The sequence below is a fragment of the Burkholderia sp. MSMB1072 genome (assembly GCF_001524725.1).
GTDB lineage: Bacteria > Pseudomonadota > Gammaproteobacteria > Burkholderiales > Burkholderiaceae > Burkholderia.
Window position 1 is genome coordinate 142,133 of the sequence record NZ_LOYC01000071.1, and the last position, 14,587, is coordinate 156,719.

The window sequence follows — 14,587 nt, forward strand, 5'->3', positions numbered from 1 at the left end:
AGGACATTCACATCATGAGCATCATCGAGAACACCGAAGACCTCGGCGTGTTGCGCTTCATCACCGCGGGCAGCGTCGACGACGGCAAGAGCACGCTGATCGGCCGCCTGCTGTACGACAGCAAGGCCGTGCTGTCCGACCAGCTGTCCGCGCTGTCGCGCGCAAAGAACAAGCGCACGGTCGGCGACGAGCTCGATCTCGCGCTGCTGACGGACGGGCTGGAGGCCGAGCGCGAGCAGGGCATCACGATCGACGTCGCGTACCGCTATTTCGCGACCGCGAAGCGCAAGTTCATCATCGCCGACACGCCGGGCCACGAGCAGTACACGCGCAACATGGTGACGGGCGCGTCGACCGCGCACGCGTCGATCATCCTGATCGACGCGACGCGCATCACGGTCGAGAACGGCGTCGTGCAACTTCTGCCGCAGACCAAGCGCCACAGCGCGATCGTCAAGCTGCTCGGGCTGCAGCACGTGATCGTCGCGATCAACAAGATGGACCTCGTCGACTACAGCGAGGCGCGCTTCAACGAGATCCGCGACGCGTACGTCGCGCTCGCGAAGCAGCTCGGCCTGACCGACGTGCGCTTCGTGCCGGTGTCCGCGCTGAAGGGCGACAACATCGTCGGCGCGAGCGAGCGCATGCCGTGGTACGCCGGCGAGCCGCTGCTCGACGTGCTCGAGTCGCTGCCGGTCGAGACGCAGGCGCACGACGCGCTGCGCTTCCCGGTGCAGTGGGTCGCGCGCCAGGACGGCAGCTCGGCCGACGATTTCCGCGGCTACATGGGCCGGATCGAGTCGGGCGAAGTGAAGGTCGGCGACGCGATCGTCGTGCTGCCGTCGAACCGCACCGCGACGGTCGCCGAGATCGTCGCGCCGGTGCCGGGCGGCACCGCATCGGTCGCGCACGCGTTCGCGGGCCAGACGGTGACGATCCGTCTCGAAGAGGATGTCGACGTGTCGCGCGGCGACATGTTCGTCACGGCCGCCGAGCCGGTCGAGCCGGCGAAGAAGCTCGAGGCGGACCTGTGCTGGTTCGACGAGACGCCGCTGTCGCCGCAGCGCAAGTACCTGCTGAAGCAGACCACCAGCACGGTGTTCGCGAAGATCGGCGGCGTCAAGCAGGTGCTCGACGTGCATACGCTGTCGCACGCGACCGATCGCCAGGACCTGAAGATGAACGACATCGGCCGCGTGGCGCTGACGCTGCAAAAGCCGATTGTGTGCGACACGTACGATGCGCACCCCGGTACGGGCGCGTTCGTGCTGATCGACGAGGCGACGCACCACACGGTCGCCGCCGGGATGATCCGCGCGTTCTCGGCGTAATCGTCAATCTGCGCGGCGGCGAACCGGCCGCCGCGGCAGGACCCTAGCGAAGCGACAAACATGGGCAAGGTATATCTGATCGGAGCAGGGCCGGGCGCCGCGGACCTCATCACGGTGCGCGGCATGCGGCTGCTCGAGCAGGCCGACGTCGTGCTGCACGACGCGCTCGTCGAGCCCGCGATGCTCGACTATGCGCCGAACGCGCGGAAGATCGCGGTCGGCAAGCGCTGCGGGCAGCGCTCGACCGCGCAGCATTTCATCAACAAGCAGATCGTCGACGCGGCGCGCGAGCATGCGTGCGTCGTGCGGTTGAAGGGCGGCGATCCGATGCTGTTCGGTCGCGCCGAAGAGGAAATGCGCGCGCTCGACGCGGCCGGCATCGACTACGAGGTCGTGCCGGGCATCACCGCGGCGCTGGCCGGTGCGGCGACGCTGAAGCGTTCGCTCACGTTGCGTGGCGTATCGCGCAGCGTCGCGTTCGCCACGCACAGCCGCGCACCGGGCAGCGACGAGATTCGCGAAGCCGCACGCGCCGATTCGATCGTCTACTACATGGGCCGCGACAGCGCGCCCGGCATCGCGCAGGAATTGATCGACGCCGGCCGTGCGCCGGCGACGCCGGTGGCGATCGTCGAGGCATGCAGCACCGCGCGCGAACGCACGCTGACGCTGACGCTCGCCCGCATGGCGGCCGGCGATGCGCAGGCGTGGCTCGATCCCGCGGAACCGAGCCTGCTGATGATCGGCGATGCATTCGCCGAACGCACACGGCAGGCGCAGGCGGGCGACCCGGTGCGCAATGCCGCCTGAGCGCGGCTCGCGCGCGATCCCAAACGCAAAAAGCGCCGGCAGATGCCGGCGCTTTTTCTTTGGGCGTGGCGAAGACGTGGCCTACGCGTCGTCGCCGAGCTGGTCGACGCAATAGCGCGCGACCGCGTCGAGCACGCCGTCGTCTTCGCCGACGGCCGTCGCGCAGCGGATCTCGACGCCCGGATGCGCGGCGCGGCATGCGTCGACGAGCTGCGGCAGGTCGCGGCGGACATGGCCGCCCTGGCCGAAGAACACGGGCACCACGGTGATGCGCGCGCAGCCGGCCGCGACTTGCGCGGCCACGGCCTCAGCGAGCGACGGCGTCATCAGTTCGAGGAACGCGAGCGACACCTGCGCGGCAGGGGAGCCGGCGCCGCGCAGCCGCGCGGCGAGCCGCTCGAACGGCTCGGCCCAGCGCGGGTCGCGGGCGCCGTGGCCGAACAGGACGATACCGTGCGAATGCATGTCGAAGCCTCCGTCGCGACGCGGCGCTCAGTGCCGGTCGACCCACTTGAGCGCGAACAGGCCGAGCGCGAGATAGATGAGACCCGGCGTCGCGGCGGTGAGCGGCGCGGGCCACGTGTTCAGCGTGCCGATGTGCGAGAACAGCGTGTTGAGCAGCTGGAAGCTCATGCCGAGCATGATGCCGCCGAACACTTTCACGCCGACCACGCCCGCCCGCGTGTGCAGGTAGGCGAACGGCAGCGACAGCACGAGCATCACGAATACCGCGAACGGATACAACAGCTTGCGCCACAGCGCGATGTCGTAGCGCTGCGTGTCCTGCTGGTTCTCGCGCAAGTGCTGGATGTAGCGGAACAGGTTGATGAGCGACATGCGCTCCGGCGACACGAGCAGCACCGACAGGATCTGCGGCGTCAGGTCGGACCGCAGCCGGTATTCGGGCAGCGACACCTGCTGCGACCGGTACACGGGGTTCAGCGCATCGGCCGGCTGGCCGCTGACCGGCTTGATCGGCGTCAGCTCCGTTTCGGTGACGCCTTTCAGCAGCCAGTGGCCGGGCGGCTCGTAGCGGCCGGTTTGCGCGATCCGCACGTTCTGCAGCTGGAATTTCGAGTCGAACTCGTAGATGCGCACGTTGCTGATCGTCGAGTCGGGCGACAGGCTGCCGACGTTGACGAAGCGCGTGACCTGCTCGCCGTTCTCGCGGGCCGCGAGCGTGTCCTTCACCCACACGCCCGACTGGAAGTTCGACGACACCGATGCACCGAGCGCCTGCAGCCGCACGCGTTCGGACAACTGGTCGGCGTACGGGCCGACGAATTCGCCGATCAGGTAGGTGACGATCACGAGCGGCACGCCGATCTTCAGCAGCGAACGCAGCGCCTGGTTGGTCGCGAGGCCCGACACGCGGAAGATCGTGAATTCCGAGTTCGCGGCCATCTGCGCGAATACGTAGATCGCGCTGATCAGCGCGGCGACCGGGATGATCTCGTAGAAGCGCGACGGCGTTTGCAGCGCGACGCGCAGCACCGCGTAGCCGAACTTGTAATTGCCGTGCCCGACCGAGTTCAGCTCGCTGATCAGGTCGAAGAAGAAGAACAGACCGGAGAACGCGAACAGGATGAAGATGAACGTGATGTAGATCTGCCGCGCGAAGTATTTTTCATAGAGCCGCATCGATCATGCTCCCGAGCGGCCGAACAGCGCGCGTGACAACAACGGACGATTGCGCACGCGCAACCAGAAAATGAACGCGACGATCGCCGCGACGAGCACGTGCAGCCCGACGAGACCGACGCCGAACGACATCTTGCCCTGCTCGATCTGCGCCTGCACGACGTTCAGCAGGTTCGAATACGTGAGGTAGATCAGCACGGCCATCACGAGGTTGATCGTGCGGCTGCGGCGCGGGTTCTGGTACGCGAGCGGGATGCCGAGCACCATCAGGTTCAGCGCGATCAGCGGCAGCCCCGCGCGCCACGCGAATTCCGCGAGATTGTCGCGCGTCGGGTTGCGCAGCAGGTCGGGCGTGGGCGTGCTGTTGGTGGTCTGAACGTTGACGACCGGCTTGCTGGTGATCTTCACGCCGTAGCGCTCGAACTCCATGATCTTGAAGTTCGGCTGGCCGGGCGTGCCGTCGTAGCGGCGGCCGTCTTCGAGGACGACGAAACGATCGCCGTCCTTCGAGGTTTCCGTGTGGCCCGTCTGCGACACGACCACGTTGAGCTTGCCGTTTTCCGTCGACGTGACGAATACGTTCTGGACCTTGCTCTGGTCGGGCGACATCTTCTCGATGAAGAACACGCGATGGTTCGCGGCCGATTCGCGGAACTGGCCGGGCGCGAGCAGCGAGATTTCGTCGCGCTGCTGGAAGCGCGCCTTGATCATCTTGCTCTGCTGGTTCGACCACGGCCAGCCGACGAACGCGAAGAAGGCGATCAGCAGGACGATCGGCGTGGCGAACACGCCGATCGGCTTGATGAGGCGCGTGAGGCTCACGCCCGACGCGAGCCACACCACCATTTCGGAGTCCCGGTACCACCGGGTCAGCACGAACAGGATCGACACGAACAGCGTGACGACGAGCATCACGGCGAGGTAGCCGATCACGGTCAGGCCGATCAGCACGAGCACGTCCCGCGGATCGATTTCGCCGGACGCGGCGTAGCCGACGATGCGAATCATCATCGTCGTGAGCATGATCGTGAGCAGCACCATGAACACGGCGCCAGCCGTATACGCAAGCTCGCGCTGGAGGGAGCGTTCGAAGATCATTCTTGATGAGAAGAGGGCGGGAGGCTGCGCACGCGTGGTGGAGCGCTCGCGCCGCCACGGGAAAAATAGCGGATAATTGCGGCTTTCATCCTTAGCCCAGATTTTATCCGAGGACAAGCGCGATGGACTTTAGCATAAAAGGCTGTGATTGGAGCAAAGGCGAGGCCAAGGGGTTCCTGACCGGGAAGTCCGACTGCATCGTGCTCGGCATCTTCGAGGCGCAGACCCTGTCGGGCGCGGCGCTCGACATCGACACGGCCACCAAGGGGCTGATCTCGCGCGTGGTGAAGGCCGGCGACATGGACGGCAAGCGCGGCAAGACGCTGTTCCTGCACGAAGTGTCGGGCATCGGCGCGTCGCGCGTGCTGCTCGTCGGGCTCGGCAAGCAGGATGCTTTCAATCAGAAAGCCTATAACGACGCGGTGACCGCCGCCTGGCGCGCGCTGCTGGCGACCAAGGTCGTCCAGGTCACGTTCTCGCTCGCGCAACTGCCGGTCGACGAGCGCAGCTCCGACTGGGGCGTGCGCGCCGCGATCCTCGCGCTGCGCAACGAGACCTACCGCTTCACGCAGATGAAGAGCAAGCCGGAACCGGCGTCGCACACGCTCAAGCGCGTCGTGTTCAGCGTCGATCCGGCGGACGAAAAGGCCGCGAAGGTCGCGGTCAAGCAGGCCGTCGCGCTCGCGAACGGGATGGATCTGACCCGCGACCTCGGCAACCTGCCGGGCAACGTCTGCACGCCGACCTATCTCGGCAACACCGCGAAGAAGATCGCGAAGGATTGGGGCCTGAAGGCCGAGGTCCTCGGGCTCAAGCAGATCCAGGCGCTGAAGATGGGGTCGTTCCTGTCGGTCGCGCGCGCGTCGGTCGAGCCGCCGCAGTTCATCGTGCTGCACTACCAGGGCGCCGCCGCGAAGGCCGCGCCGGTCGTGCTGGTCGGCAAGGGCATCACGTTCGATACGGGCGGCATCTCGCTGAAGCCGGGCGAAGGCATGGACGAGATGAAGTACGACATGTGCGGCGCGGGCTCGGTGCTCGGCACGATCCGCGCGGTCGCCGAGATGGGCCTGAAGATCAACGTCGTCGCGATCGTGCCGACCTGCGAGAACATGCCGGGCGGCAACGCGACGAAGCCGGGCGACATCGTCACCAGCATGAAGGGGCTGACGATCGAGGTGCTGAACACCGACGCCGAAGGCCGCCTGATCCTGTGCGACGCGCTCACGTATGCCGAGCGCTTCAAGCCGGCCGCCGTGATCGACGTCGCGACGTTGACGGGCGCGTGCGTGATCGCGCTGGGCGGCCACAACAGCGGGCTGTTCTCGACGAACGACGCGCTCGCGGGCGAGCTGCTCGACGCGTCGCGCGAGGCGAACGACCCGGCATGGCGCATGCCGCTCGACGACGAGTACCAGGAACAGCTGAAGTCGAATTTCGCGGATCTCGCGAACATCGGCGGGCGTCCGGCCGGCGCCGTGACGGCCGCGTGCTTCCTGTCGCGCTTCACCGAGAGCTATCCGTGGGCTCACCTCGACATCGCGGGCACCGCATGGAAGGGCGGTGCGGCGAAGGGCGCGACGGGCCGTCCGGTGCCGTTGCTCGCGCAGTTCCTGATCGACCGCGCCGGCCAGTGATGGCGGGGCCGACGACGCTGCGGGTGCGCGGGCAATGACGCGGATCGATTTCCACTCGAACGTCGGCGATTCGCTCGCGTACGCGTGCCGGCTGCTGCGCAAGGCCTATCAGGCCGGGCAGCCGGTCGTCGTGCTCGCGGAGCCCGCGCGCCTGCGTGCGCTCGACGAGCGGCTCTGGACGTTCTCGCCGCTCGATTTCATCCCGCATTGCGGTGTCGACAGCGAGCACGCGGCCGGCACGCCGATCGTGCTGGCCGCCGATCTCGACCGCGCGCCGCATCATCACGTGCTGCTGAACCTCGGCGCGACCGTGCCCGCGCAGTTCGCCCGCTTCGAGCGCCTGCTCGAAGTGGTCGGCAACGCGCCGGAGGAGCTGGCCGCAGGCCGCGACCGCTACCGGTTCTACCGCGACCGCGGCTATGCGCTGAACAACTACAAGCAGGGCGGCTAGCCGCAACCGTCGACGGAGTGTTCCCGTGACCGAAGCCGATTCATCCTCGATTCCGACACTGACCGACGTGCTGGTGCCGGGCAAGCCGGCGCCGGCGCGCTCGCCCGCGTCCGCCGCGCCCCGCCCGCACGACGACGCGGCGATTCCGGTGCTCACCGACGTGATCGTGCCGGCCGCCGCGGGCGTGGCTGCGCCGGCCGGATCGAATAAAACCGAAGCCGACCCCGATTCCGTCGTGGTCGAACCCGTGCCGACGCCGCACGTGCCGGCGGTCGAGCTGCCGGGCGACGCGGCGACGGCCGCCGCCGTGGGCGAGACCGATGCGCCGGCCGAGCCCGGCGCCGCCGAGCACGTGGTCGCGGAGGACGCGGCGGCGATGACGGCGCCGCTGCGCTCGTCGCTGGTCGATGACGACCTGCCGCAACACACGTTCGCGGCGATGGCGCGCGATGCGGCCGCGCACGCGCCCGACCCGGCGATGCCGGAGGTGGCCCTGCCGAGCGCGGCGCCGCAGCGCGATGCGCAGGCCGCAGTCGCACTGACGCCGGAAGATGGGCAGCACGTCGCCGAACGGCTTCGCAATCGCCTGACGAACTATCTGACCGGGGCGGGGCGCGAGGCCATCGAAGCGCGTTGTCGCGATGCGCTGCACGAGCATTCGGCCTGGCTGGTCGGCCAGGTCACGCGCGAAGTCGCACTCGCGCTGGAAACCGAGGTGATGGACTGGGTGCGCGAAGCGGTCGATGAAGAGATCGCCCGTCGTCGCGCCGGTCATTCCGGCTGAACGAGCAATCGCTCGCGACGGCGAAAAAAGAGAATGCAGGTTTGGTAGGCGCCTGCGAAGCCGCCGGCGACGCACAGGTCGGCAGTACTCGGCCTTCCTCAGTGACGCCCTGCGTACGACGTGGGTACGCCGAGCGGCGTATTCGCTTTCAGCGTACCGACAGCACCCACTGGGCGAGCGTGTGGGCCTCGGTGCTCGTCAATTGCGTATTGGCGGGCATCGGCACGCTGCCCCATACGCCGACGCTGCCTTTCACGATCGATTGCGCCAGGTAATCGACACCGTCGCCGCGCGCCGCGTACTTGCCGGCGATGTCGCGGAACGACGGACCCATCAGCGGCTTGCCGATCGCATGGCAGGCCATGCAGTTCTTGCGCTGCGCCAGCGCGAGCCCGTCGGCCTGGTCGGCACGCGCCGCCGCCGCGCTGCCGGTCAGCAGCATGGCGAGCAGCACGCGCAATATCGTCTGTTTCATGCGGTTCTCCGCCGGCAGGGACGGCCGGCTTCATGGTCCGCGCATTATAGAAGCAAAGGGAAAGCACGTTTTGCGCGTTCCCCGGGCGGGCCTCTTTTATCGGGGTCGCATGCGCCGGCGCCTCTGCATCAACCCGTGACCGCCCCCTGGTTCGCCGGCCGGGCGAGCGCCGCGAATTTGGCGAGCACGCCACGCGTATAGCGGGGCGCCGGCTGTCGCCACGCAGCGCGGCGGCGCGCGAGTTCCGCGTCGTCGACGTTCAGTTGCAGCAGTAGCCGGTGCGCGTCGATCGTGATCGAGTCGCCTTCCTGCACCAGCGCGATCGTGCCGCCGACGAACGCCTCCGGCGCGACGTGGCCGACCACCATGCCCCAGGTGCCGCCCGAGAAGCGGCCGTCCGTGATGAAACCGACCGATTCGCCGAGCCCCTTGCCGATGATCGCGGACGTCGGTGCGAGCATTTCCGGCATGCCGGGGCCGCCCTGCGGGCCGAGGTAGCGCAGCACGAGGATGTCGCCCGCGCGGATCCGGTCGCCGAGGATCGCATCCATCGCGCTCTGCTCGTCGTCGAACACGCGTGCCGGGCCCGTGATCACCGGGTTCTTCAGGCCGGTGATCTTCGCGACCGCGCCGTCCTGCGCGAGATTGCCCTTCAGGATCGCGAGATGGCCTTCCTGGTACAGTGCGCGGTCGATCGGGAAGATCACGTCCTGGTCCGCGCGCGGCACGCTCGGCACGTCCTTCAACTCGTCGGCGAGCGTGCGGCCCGTGATCGTCAGACAGTCGCCGTGCAGCAGCCCCGCGTCGAGCAGGATCTTCAGCACCTGCGGAATCCCGCCGGCCCGGTGCAGGTCGGTCGCGACGTACTGCCCCGACGGCTTCAGGTCGCAGATCACCGGTACGCGCTTGCGGATGCGCTCGAAGTCGTCGATCGTCCAGTCCACTTCGGCCGCGTGCGCGATCGCGAGATAGTGCAGCACCGCATTGGTCGAGCCGCCGGTGGCCATGATCACCGATACTGCGTTCTCGATCGACGCCTTCGTGATGATGTCGCGCGGTTTCAGGTCGCGCTTCACGGCCTCGACCAGCACACGCGCCGATTCGGCGGCCGAATCGACCTTCTCCTGATCGGGGTTCGCCATCGTCGACGAATACAGCAGCGACATGCCGAGCGCCTCGAACGACGAACTCATCGTGTTCGCGGTGTACATGCCGCCGCACGAACCGGACGTCGGGCACGCGTTTTTCTCGACGCCTTCGAAATCCTCCTGCGACATCCGGCCCGCGGTGAATTCGCCGACGGCTTCGAACGACGACACGATCGTCAGGTCGCGGCCCTTCCAGTTGCCCGGGCGGATCGTGCCGCCGTAGACGTAGATGCCCGGCACGTTCAGGCGCGCGAGCGCGATCATGCCGCCGGGCATGTTCTTGTCGCAGCCGCCGACCACCACGACGCCGTCCATCCACTGGCCCTGCACGCAGGTCTCGATGCAGTCGGCGATCACTTCGCGCGACACGAGCGAGTACTTCATCCCTTCGGTGCCCATCGACATGCCGTCCGAAATCGTCGGCGTGCCGAAGATCTGCGGGTTCGCGCCGGCGGCCTTGACGGCGTCGACGGCCGCGTCCGACAGGCGCTGCAAACCGGAATTGCACGGCGTGATCGTCGAATGGCCGTTCGCGATGCCGATCATCGGCTTGTCGAAATCGTCCTTCTGGTAGCCGAGGGCGTAATACATCGAGCGGTTCGGCGAACGGGCCACGCCTTGCGTGATGTGCTTCGAGCGACGGTTGTACGACATGGGGGACTCCATCGTTGTGTGGGCGTCGCTCGCGAGGGCGCGCCGGTTCGGATCGAACAAGCATGGAGTTTCCCGATTGGGATGTCCAATATATTATTTGTCGCCTATTAAGTCGTTTTGCGAATGAGTCGAACATGGCCGATCCGATCCCCGACCTGCGCCAGTGGCGCTATTTCGCGACCGTCGCCGACGAGCGCCATTTCGGCCGTGCGGCCGAGCGCCTGTCGATGACGCAGCCGCCGCTGTCGCAGGCGATTCGCGCGCTGGAGGACGCGCTGGGGGTGGCGCTGTTCGTGCGCACCAAGCGCTCGGTGGCGCTGACGGCGGTCGGCGCTGCGCTGCTGCCCGACGTGCGCCGGCTGCTGGCGTCGGCCGATGCGCTGCCGCCGCTGGCGCGGCGGCTCGCGCGCGGCGAGGCCGGTTCGCTGTCGCTCGCGTTCGTGTCGACCGCCGATTACGGGCTGTTGCCGTCGTTGCTGCGTGCGTTCGGCGCGCGCTATCCGCAGGTGCGGCTGCAGCTCGCGGAAGCGACGAGCGACGTGCAGATCGACGAACTCGTCGCCGGGCGCATCGACGCCGGGCTCGTCATCCCGCCCGTGCCGCCGCGTCACGCGGCCGGGTTGTCGTACTTGCCCGTCGTGCGCGAGCCGCTGGTGGTCGCGATGCCGAGTACGGCATCCGACGCGCCCGAGGACGAGCCGGTGCAGCTTGCCGACGTCGCCGCATTGCCGCTCGTGATCTTTCCGCGTCGTTTGGCGCCCGGCTTTTATGACATCATTACGGGCTGCTACGGCGCGGCGGGGGAAACCCCGCGCATCGGTCAGGAGGCAATCCAGATGCAGACGATCGTCAGCCTCGTGTCGGCCGGCATGGGCGTCGCACTGGTGCCGCAATCGCTGCGTAACCTGCGGCGCACCGGTGTGGTCTACCGGCCGCTCGCCGGCCACGCGCCGCTCGTCGAGACGGGCCTCGTGTGGCGTACCGACGACGTGAGCCCCGTGCTTGCCGGGTTCATCGACGTCGTGCGCGCGCAGGGGCTTGCCGCGTGACGTGAACGATGGCGTGCGGGCGCCGTCCAACGCGCGGTGCTGCGCGTGCGACGGCCGTACCGTATTCGAAAACTTCTTCGCTAACCCATGATCATTCACCCGAATTTCGACCCCGTTGCGATCCATCTCGGGCCGCTGGCCGTGCGCTGGTACGGCCTCATGTATCTCGTCGGCTTCATCGCGGCGATCGTCGTCGGCCGGGTCCGCCTGAAGCTGCCGCATGTCGCGGCGCAGGGCTGGACCGCGAAGGACATCGACGACATGATGTTCTACGGCGTGCTCGGCACCGTGCTCGGCGGCCGGCTCGGCTATGTGCTGTTCTACAAGGCCGGTTTCTACTTCTCTCATCCGCTCGACGTGTTCAAGGTGTGGGAAGGCGGCATGTCGTTTCACGGCGGCTTCCTCGGCGTGACGCTCGCGATGATGCTGTTCGCGTGGCAGCGCAAGCGGCACTGGCTCCAGGTCACCGATTTCGTCGCGCCGATGGTGCCGACGGGGCTGGCAGCCGGGCGCCTCGGCAATTTCATCAACGGCGAACTGTGGGGCCGCGTGACCGATCCGACGGCGCCTTGGGCGATGCTGTTCCCGGGTGCGATGCGCGACGACGCGGCATGGTTGCCGAAACATCCGGAGCTCGTCGAGAAGTGGCATCTCGCCGACGTGTTCATGCAATACCAGATGCTGCCGCGCCATCCTTCGCAGCTCTATGAAATCGCGCTCGAAGGGATCGCGCTGTTCTTCGTGCTGTTCTTGTTCGCGCGCAAGCCGCGCCCGATGGGCGCGATATCCGCGCTGTTCCTGATCGGTTATGGCCTCGCACGTTTCACGGTCGAGTTCGCGCGCGAGCCGGACGACTTCCTCGGGCTGCTCGCGCTCGGCCTGTCGATGGGGCAGTGGCTGTCGCTGCCGATGATTCTCGCGGGTATCGCGCTGATGGCCTGGGCGTATCGCCGCCGCGCGGCGAACGCGAATGCGGCTGCGTGACGTGGCTGCGTGACGTGGCTGCATGACGTGGCTGCATGACGTGGTAACGATGTACGCGTGATCGGCGCGTGCATCGGCTACCCTGACATGCATGAAAAACGCCGGCCCTCGGGCCGGCGTTTTTCGTTTCCGACAGCTGCGCGATGCGCGTTACTTCATCTGCACCGAACCGTTGACGGTGACCGACACGGTGGCCTTGCCGCCTTCGACCGCGATCGGCGCGCTCATCTTCGCGCTGTCCATCGGCGCCGCGGCCATCGCCATCATGCGCGTGTACGGCTGCACGTTGCGGCCGCTGCCGACGTTCACGTCGCGGATCGTGTAGCTGCTGTAGCCGAACGCCTTCGCGGCTTCGTCCGCGCGGGCGCGGAACGACTTGATCGCTTCGGTCGTGAGCTTCTGCTCGGCCGTGCGCTGCGCTTCCGGCGACAGCGAGAACTCGACGTTCGCGACCTGCATCAGGTTCGACAACTGGCCCGCCAGCTTCGACGCCGCGGCGAAATCGCGCGATTCGAGCGCGACCTCGGTGCGGCCGCGCCATGCGGAGATCTTCCCGTCGCGATCGGTGCTCGGATACACGGAGAACGCGCCCGTGTGCGCGGTGACGCCCGACACGCCCTTCGCCTGCGACAGGGCCGCGTCCGCGCGCTGGTTCAGCTGCGCGGTGAGGCTGCCCGGATCCTTGGCCTGCTGCTCGTAGAACAGCGTGATGTGGATGATGTCCTGCGGCACGTCGGCACTGGCCTGCGACGAAAGCGACAGCACGCCGGCCGGCTCCGGAAAGTGCGGGTTCGCCGCCTGGGCGTGCGCGGCGGGCGACGCGAGCGCCAGCGCGACGGGAACGGCGGCGGCGAGGGCGAGCGACAGCGCGAGTGCGGATTTCTTGGTCATTGTTGGATTCCTTGTACGAGGGCGCGCACGCGGGTCACGCGCGCGCGACGCGGGCGTACCGCGCGACGAAAAAACGACGGCCGGCCCGTTCGGCCGACAGCGGTTGCTTAGGCTGCGCGAAAGTGCCGCGAGTTCCGTTACGGTCGCGCGTACTGACCGGATTTGACCTTTGGCGCGCGCCTACTTCATCAGCTTTTCGGTGATGAATCGCCATTCCGCACGCGTGACGGGCGTGATCGACAGCCGGTTGCCGCGCGCGAGCACGCGCATGTCGGCGAGCTCGTCGTGCTCGCGCAGCGCGGCGAGCGGCACGAGCGGCGACTTCTTCACGAAGCGCACGTCGACGAGCAGCCAGCGTGGCGCTTCCTGCGTCGATTTCGGGTCGTAATAGGGGCTTTTCGGATCGAACTGCGTGGGATCGGGGTAGGGCGTCGACGAGACTTCGGCGAGCCCGGCGATGCCCGGCTCGGGGCAGCTCGAGTGATAGAACAGCACGCCGTCGCCGATCTTCATCGTGTCGCGCATGAAATTGCGCGCCTGATAGTTGCGCACGCCGGTCCACGGCAGCGAGCGCTGCGGTGCGTTGGCGAGATCGTCGATGCTTGCTTCGTCCGGTTCGGACTTCATCAGCCAGTATTGCATGGTCGTGGTCGACGCAGAAAAGGCTGCTACAAAAGAAAACGGCACCGGGACTTGCCCGATGCCGTTGGATAGGCCCCCACCTTGGCCGCTAGGCCGGCATCCTGAACCTGAGGTTCAGAATTGGTCGCAGTTAGCAGCACTTCGGGTACATCAGACAGAGTGACGCGCGCGCCCGTGCTACAAATTTCCGCAACCGTGCACATGGCATTGGTTCAAGGAATATATGACCTTGGCGAACCAGGCAGGGAAGCTGACTGAACTGTGATTCGATGCGCCAATTTGACCACCGTTGACCGTCGAGATCAAGGGGAATCGACGCATCGTTTGAAACGTTACTGCGTCTCGTGCTGTGCGAGCACCGCGCCGAGCTGTTCGTTCATCTGGTGCATTGTACGACGGATTTCCTCCGCCGGAAATGCTTCACCATGCCGCACGCTCGTTTGCAGCCGCAGCAATTCCGATGCAAGCGACAGCGCCGCCATCACCGCGATGCGATCGGTGCCGCGCACCGAGCTGTTCGAGCGGATTTTCGACATTTCGGCGTCGACGCGCGCGACCGCTTCGAGCAGCGCCGCTTCGGTCTCGGCCGAACAGGCGAGCCGATAGGGCTGACCGAGAATCGAGACTTCGATCTGCTTGGTGCTCATGCATGTTCTCCGTGGCTGGCCGCGTCATCGCCATCCGTGCGCGCCTGCGCATCCAGCAGGTCGAGCTGGTTGTCGGCTTGCTCCGCGCCCTTCGAGCGCGGCAGCTTTTCGAGGATCGCGTTCAGTTTCACCTGGGCGTCGTCGATCTTCGCCGACAACGTGTCGCGCTCGGCCGCGAGCGCATTGCGTTCGTCGCGCAGCTGCGCGAGTTCCGCGCGGACCGTGTCCGCTTCTGCGCGCAATTGCGCGACCTGCTCCTCGAGCGCGAGCCGTTCCGAGTGATAGCGCTTGTTCAGCGAAATCAGACGGCCAATATTTTGAGATAGGGTTTCGAGTTCGTTGAGCATT

16 protein-coding genes and 1 other RNA gene are annotated in these 14,587 nt (G+C 67.0%); 7 read left to right on the forward strand and 10 right to left on the reverse strand.

Annotated elements, in window-relative coordinates; all coding sequences use genetic code 11:
* Positions 1-14: 14 nt before the first annotated feature.
* Both WS89_RS30590 and cobA read left to right on the forward strand, forming a co-directional pair.
* A complete protein-coding gene (locus WS89_RS30590; RefSeq protein ID WP_059504774.1) occupies positions 15-1,331 on the forward strand; it encodes a sulfate adenylyltransferase subunit 1 in 1,317 nt (438 codons plus the stop codon).
* Positions 1,332-1,391: 60 nt separating this feature from the next.
* Positions 1,392-2,141, forward strand: a complete 750-nt coding sequence (cobA, locus tag WS89_RS30595; protein WP_059504776.1) for a uroporphyrinogen-III C-methyltransferase — start codon at positions 1,392-1,394, stop codon at positions 2,139-2,141.
* A gap of 81 nt (positions 2,142-2,222) precedes the next feature.
* On the opposite strand, the gene WS89_RS30600 is transcribed toward cobA, so the two are convergent.
* From WS89_RS30600 to lptF, 3 genes are read right to left on the reverse strand one after another with little or no spacing between them, the layout of a single operon-like run.
* Positions 2,223-2,606, reverse strand: coding sequence for a sirohydrochlorin chelatase (locus WS89_RS30600; RefSeq protein ID WP_027785167.1), 384 nt, complete (start codon positions 2,604-2,606; stop codon positions 2,223-2,225).
* A gap of 27 nt (positions 2,607-2,633) precedes the next feature.
* The gene (gene lptG, locus WS89_RS30605; RefSeq protein ID WP_059504778.1) at positions 2,634-3,782 is read right to left on the reverse strand and encodes an LPS export ABC transporter permease LptG; all 1,149 of its coding nucleotides are present in this window, start codon (positions 3,780-3,782) and stop codon (positions 2,634-2,636) included.
* Between the two features lie 3 nt (positions 3,783-3,785).
* On the reverse strand, positions 3,786-4,880 hold the full coding sequence (lptF, locus tag WS89_RS30610; RefSeq protein WP_059504780.1) for an LPS export ABC transporter permease LptF: 1,095 nt from the start codon (positions 4,878-4,880) through the stop codon (positions 3,786-3,788).
* A 122-nt stretch (positions 4,881-5,002) separates the two neighbouring features.
* On the opposite strand from lptF, the gene WS89_RS30615 reads away from it, so the two are divergent.
* The 3 genes from WS89_RS30615 to WS89_RS30625 are packed head-to-tail and all read left to right on the forward strand — an operon-like array spanning position 5,003 to position 7,749.
* Positions 5,003-6,514: a leucyl aminopeptidase gene (locus WS89_RS30615; RefSeq protein WP_059504781.1), complete on the forward strand. Its 1,512-nt coding sequence runs from the start codon at positions 5,003-5,005 to the stop codon at positions 6,512-6,514.
* 34 nt (positions 6,515-6,548) lie between these two features.
* Positions 6,549-6,965, forward strand: coding sequence for a DNA polymerase III subunit chi (locus WS89_RS30620; protein ID WP_006478083.1), 417 nt, complete (start codon positions 6,549-6,551; stop codon positions 6,963-6,965).
* A 25-nt stretch (positions 6,966-6,990) separates the two neighbouring features.
* Positions 6,991-7,749: a DUF2486 family protein gene (locus tag WS89_RS30625; protein WP_059795788.1), complete on the forward strand. Its 759-nt coding sequence runs from the start codon at positions 6,991-6,993 to the stop codon at positions 7,747-7,749.
* Positions 7,750-7,897: 148 nt separating this feature from the next.
* Here WS89_RS30625 and WS89_RS30630 read toward each other — a convergent pair whose 3' ends face one another.
* Positions 7,898-8,224 carry a c-type cytochrome gene (locus WS89_RS30630; RefSeq protein ID WP_059504785.1) on the reverse strand — a complete coding sequence of 109 codons (327 nt, stop codon included), beginning with the start codon at positions 8,222-8,224 and terminating at the stop codon, positions 7,898-7,900.
* Between the two features lie 128 nt (positions 8,225-8,352).
* Positions 8,353-10,026 carry a dihydroxy-acid dehydratase gene (gene ilvD, locus WS89_RS30635; RefSeq protein ID WP_059795982.1) on the reverse strand — a complete coding sequence of 558 codons (1,674 nt, stop codon included), beginning with the start codon at positions 10,024-10,026 and terminating at the stop codon, positions 8,353-8,355.
* A 134-nt stretch (positions 10,027-10,160) separates the two neighbouring features.
* Between ilvD and WS89_RS30640 the strand changes: the two genes are divergently transcribed.
* Together WS89_RS30640 and lgt are read left to right on the forward strand one after the other, a co-directional pair.
* Positions 10,161-11,075 carry a LysR substrate-binding domain-containing protein gene (locus WS89_RS30640; RefSeq protein ID WP_034208142.1) on the forward strand — a complete coding sequence of 305 codons (915 nt, stop codon included), beginning with the start codon at positions 10,161-10,163 and terminating at the stop codon, positions 11,073-11,075.
* 87 nt (positions 11,076-11,162) lie between these two features.
* A complete protein-coding gene (lgt, locus tag WS89_RS30645) occupies positions 11,163-12,059 on the forward strand; it encodes a prolipoprotein diacylglyceryl transferase (protein ID WP_059504789.1) in 897 nt (298 codons plus the stop codon).
* Positions 12,060-12,209: 150 nt separating this feature from the next.
* Here the strand turns inward: lgt and WS89_RS30650 are convergent, their stop codons facing one another.
* From WS89_RS30650 to WS89_RS30670, 5 genes are all read right to left on the reverse strand, one after another.
* The gene (locus tag WS89_RS30650) at positions 12,210-12,950 is read right to left on the reverse strand and encodes an SIMPL domain-containing protein (RefSeq protein WP_059504791.1); all 741 of its coding nucleotides are present in this window, start codon (positions 12,948-12,950) and stop codon (positions 12,210-12,212) included.
* A gap of 180 nt (positions 12,951-13,130) precedes the next feature.
* Positions 13,131-13,592 carry an EVE domain-containing protein gene (locus tag WS89_RS30655; RefSeq protein ID WP_006478090.1) on the reverse strand — a complete coding sequence of 154 codons (462 nt, stop codon included), beginning with the start codon at positions 13,590-13,592 and terminating at the stop codon, positions 13,131-13,133.
* Positions 13,593-13,661: 69 nt separating this feature from the next.
* A non-coding RNA gene (gene ssrS / locus WS89_RS30660) (6S RNA) lies at positions 13,662-13,843 on the reverse strand.
* Positions 13,844-13,924: 81 nt separating this feature from the next.
* Positions 13,925-14,239 carry a cell division protein ZapA gene (locus WS89_RS30665; RefSeq protein ID WP_006478091.1) on the reverse strand — a complete coding sequence of 105 codons (315 nt, stop codon included), beginning with the start codon at positions 14,237-14,239 and terminating at the stop codon, positions 13,925-13,927.
* Entirely contained in the window at positions 14,236-14,586 is a 351-nt protein-coding gene (locus tag WS89_RS30670) for a hypothetical protein (RefSeq protein WP_059504792.1), read from the reverse strand. The genes WS89_RS30665 and WS89_RS30670 overlap by 4 nt, the downstream gene beginning before the upstream one ends.
* Between the last annotated feature and the right edge of the window lies 1 nt (position 14,587).